Consider the following 3,606-nt stretch of genomic DNA (forward strand, 5'->3'; position numbering starts at 1 on the left):
GCCGCCGCAGGCGGCAAAGCCGACCCGCAGCCGAAGATCCGCCGGACACGGCCTGGTGCCGGGCCCCTCCCCATACTGGTAACTTCAGTGAGTTGATCTTGTGCGGCCGCCGGAGCGCCGCGCACGGGCGCGACGGGTTCGTCGCGCCGCGCACCACCCGGCCGTCCGCCACCTCATCCCCGACCTCATCTCGACAAGGATGCGAAATTGGCTCGTCACCGGCTCCGCCGTTTACACCGTCTCGCAGGCTGCGCGGCGGCCTCGGCCGTCGCTCTCGCCGTGCTCCCCGCCGCCCCGGCGCTCGCTGATTCCGCCCCGGGCACCCCGCACCTCGACGCCGTCGAGCGGACCCTGCGCGAGGTCTCGCCCGGCCTGGAGGGCAGCGTGTGGGAGCGGACCGGCGGTAACAAGCTCGACGCCTCCACCGCCGATCAGGCCGACTGGCTGCTCCAGACGCCCGGTTGCTGGGGCGACGACAAGTGCGCCGAACGCCCCGGCACCAAGCGGCTGCTGGCGAAGATGACGGAGAACATCGCCGGCGCGACGCGCACGGTCGACATATCCACGCTGGCGCCGTTCCCCAACGGCGCGTTCCAGGACGCGATCGTCGCCGGGCTGAAGACCTCGGCCGAGGCCGGGCACAAGCTGAAGGTCCGGGTCCTCGTCGGGGCCGCGCCGGTCTACCACATGAACGTCCTGCCGTCGAAGTACCGCGACGAGCTGACGGCCAAGCTCGGCAAGGCCGCCGCCAACGTCACGCTGAACGTCGCGTCGATGACGACGTCGAAGACCGCGTTCTCGTGGAACCACTCCAAGCTGCTCGTCGTCGACGGCCAGTCGGCGATCACCGGTGGCATCAACAGCTGGAAGGACGACTACCTCGACACCGCCCACCCGGTGTCGGACGTCGACCTCGCGCTCACCGGCCCGGCCGCCGGCTCGGCCGGCAAGTACCTGGACACCCTCTGGGCCTGGACGTGCCAGAACAAGAGCAACATCGCCAGCGTCTGGTTCGCCTCCTCCAACGGCGCCGGCTGCATGCCGTCGATGGAGAAGGACGAGAACGCCGGCGCGGCCCGGCCCACGGGCGACGTCCCCGTGATCGCCGTCGGCGGCCTCGGCGTCGGCATCAAGGACAAGGACGCCTCCTCGGCGTTCCGGCCGACCCTGCCGAGCGCGCCCGACACGAAGTGCGTCGTCGGCGTGCACGACAACACCAACGCCGACCGCGACTACGACACGGTCAACCCCGAGGAGAGCGCCCTGCGGGCGCTGGTCTCCAGCGCGAGCGGCCACATCGAGATCTCCCAGCAGGACCTCAACGCCACGTGCCCGCCGCTCCCGCGCTACGACATCCGGCTCTACGACGCCCTCGCCGCGAAGATGGCGGCCGGCGTGAAGGTCCGCATCGTCGTCAGCGACCCGGCCAACCACGGCGCGGTCGGCAGCGGCGGCTACTCGCAGATCAAGTCACTGAACGAGATCAGTGACACGCTCCGCGCCCGGCTCGCCCTCGTGACCGGCGACCAGAAGTCCGCGAAGAACGCGATGTGCTCCACGCTCCAGCTGGCGGCGTTCCGCAGCTCCACGAACCCCAAGTGGGCCGACGGGCGCCCCTACGCGCAGCACCACAAGCTGGTCTCGGTGGACGGCTCCGCCTTCTACATCGGTTCGAAGAACCTGTACCCCTCCTGGCTCCAGGACTTCGGCTACATGGTGGAGAGCCCCGACGCGGCCAAGCAGCTGGACGCCAAGCTGCTCGCCCCGCAGTGGCAGTACTCCAAGGACAGTGCCACGTTCGACTACGAGCGCGGCGTCTGCCAGGGCTGATCCGCACCACGGACCCGACGGCTCCCGCCGGACCGTCCCCCTCGGGGGCGCCGGCGGGAGCCGTTCCCGTGTCAGCGCTGCGCGGTCAGCGACGCCAGGGCCGACGCGCCCGCGCCGGCGGGCCGGTCCGTCGTACCGCAGTACTCGGCCTCGACCAGCTTGTCCGGGTCGCCCGTCCAGTCACCGTTGTAGTTGAACGAGGAGGTGTGCCGCCCGTCGGGGGAGGAGGTCGCCAGGGACGTGGAGCCGTGGATGCCACCGGTGTGCATCCACACGGTCGCCCCACAGGACGTGGTAATGGACGCCACGCCGAGGCCGTACCGGGCGCCCGGGAGCTGGCCCCCCGTCGGCACGGTGGTGAGCAACTCCCGCTGCTGGGCCTTCGGCAGGAGTTCGCCGCCCAGCAGCGCGCCGTAGAACGTGTTCAGATCGCCGGCCGTGGAGATGATCTCGCCCGCGGCGCCGCCCCAGGAGGGGTTGAGCTCGGTCGTGTCGTAGATCTTGGCGTCCGGGTCGTCCAGCAGCTTGCTGTAGGCCCGGCCGTGCGGGGCGGGCATCCGTGCCGAGGTCCCGGGCAGCACGGTGGTGCGCAGGCCCAGGGGCTTGATCACGCGCCGGGTGATCTCGTCGGCGTACGAGCGGCCGGAGACCTTCTCGGCGATCATGCCGGCGAGGATGTAGTTGGTGTTGGAGTAGCGCCAGCTCGTGCCCGACCGGAAAACGGGGTCGTGAGAGGTGGCGACGTCCACCAGCCGGCGCGGCGTGAAGGTGTCGTAGCGGTGCTCCAGGAAGCCGGTGGTGAGCAGCTTCCGGAACTCCGGGTCGTCGGTGTAGTTGTAGATTCCGCTGGTGTGGTTCAGCAATTGACGCACGGTCACCTTCGTGCCGTCATTGCCGTGCCCCTTGACGACGCCCGGGAGCCAGCGGTCGATCGTGTCGTCCAGGCTCAGCCTGCCCTCGGCCTCCTGCTGGAGCAGGACGACGGAGACGAACGCCTTGGTGATGCTGCCGATCCGGAATCTGTCCTGCGCCAGCCGCGGCCGGTTCGTCGTGAGGTCGGCGACGCCGGCGGATCCCTTCCAGGTCCCCGCCTCGTCCCGGACCTGACCCAGCAGCCCCGGGATACCGGCCTTGACCTGGGTCTCCATGGCGGCACGGGTGGCGGCGTGCGGGTCGTGCCCCTTGCCGGTGACGGCCGAGGCCGGTGTCGTCAGGGCCGTCGCGCTCACCACGGCCGCGGCCAGCGCTCCCAGCAGGGTCCTGCGTACGGTACGTATCCTCATGCGGTACTGCCCCTCCCCTTGCGTCGGTGTGTACGGGAGGCAGGACTCCGTCAACACGCGGGAGAGTTGAGCGCAGTTGGACGGCATGGGCGTGATCCGGCCACGCCGCCGTGCGGCGGAAGGTGGCGCTCCGCAGGCCGGGCGCAGGCCGCGTTCCCGGGCGAGTGGCGACTAAAATGGGATGAACCACACATGTCGCGTCTGTGGGGGTGAGCCCATGGAGTCCGAGGAGATCTGGCGGGCGACCGACGTCGAGCGGCTGGGCCTCGCCGACCTGCTCGACGAGCTCGCCGACGAGGAGTGGGAGAAGCCCTCCCTCTGCGCCGGCTGGCGGGTGCGCGACGTCGCGGCGCACCTTGCCCTGTCCCGCACCGGGCCCGGAGTCGCGCTGACCGGCCTCGTACGGGCGCGGGGCAGCGTCGACCGCATGGTGCGCGACACCGCCCGGCGGTACGCGGCGCGACGGCCCACCGCGGCGCTGGCCGCCGAGCTG

At 71.0% G+C, this 3,606-nt stretch carries 3 protein-coding genes; 2 read left to right on the forward strand and 1 reads right to left on the reverse strand.

The annotated features are described in order from the left end of the window. The first annotated feature begins 279 nt into the window (after positions 1 to 279). Positions 280 to 1,830, forward strand: a complete 1,551-nt coding sequence (locus J7E86_RS22190; RefSeq protein WP_308312680.1) for a phospholipase D-like domain-containing protein — start codon at positions 280 to 282, stop codon at positions 1,828 to 1,830. A 71-nt stretch (positions 1,831 to 1,901) separates the two neighbouring features. Here the strand turns inward: J7E86_RS22190 and J7E86_RS22195 are convergent, their stop codons facing one another. Then, positions 1,902 to 3,113, reverse strand: a complete 1,212-nt coding sequence (locus J7E86_RS22195) for a serine hydrolase (protein ID WP_215083495.1) — start codon at positions 3,111 to 3,113, stop codon at positions 1,902 to 1,904. Between the two features lie 217 nt (positions 3,114 to 3,330). Here J7E86_RS22195 and J7E86_RS22200 point away from each other — a divergent pair. Further along, a partial coding sequence (locus J7E86_RS22200; protein WP_215083496.1) for a maleylpyruvate isomerase family mycothiol-dependent enzyme occupies positions 3,331 to 3,606 on the forward strand: 276 nt, incomplete at its 3' end.

The organism is Streptomyces sp. ISL-11 (genome assembly GCF_018614525.1).
Taxonomy (GTDB): Bacteria; Actinomycetota; Actinomycetes; order Streptomycetales; family Streptomycetaceae; genus Streptomyces.

Coding starts and splice junctions, on each gene's coding strand:
- J7E86_RS22195 (WP_215083495.1), bottom strand. CDS start 3,113: ATGAGGATACGTACCGTACGCAGGACCCTGCTGGGAGCGCTGGCCGCG.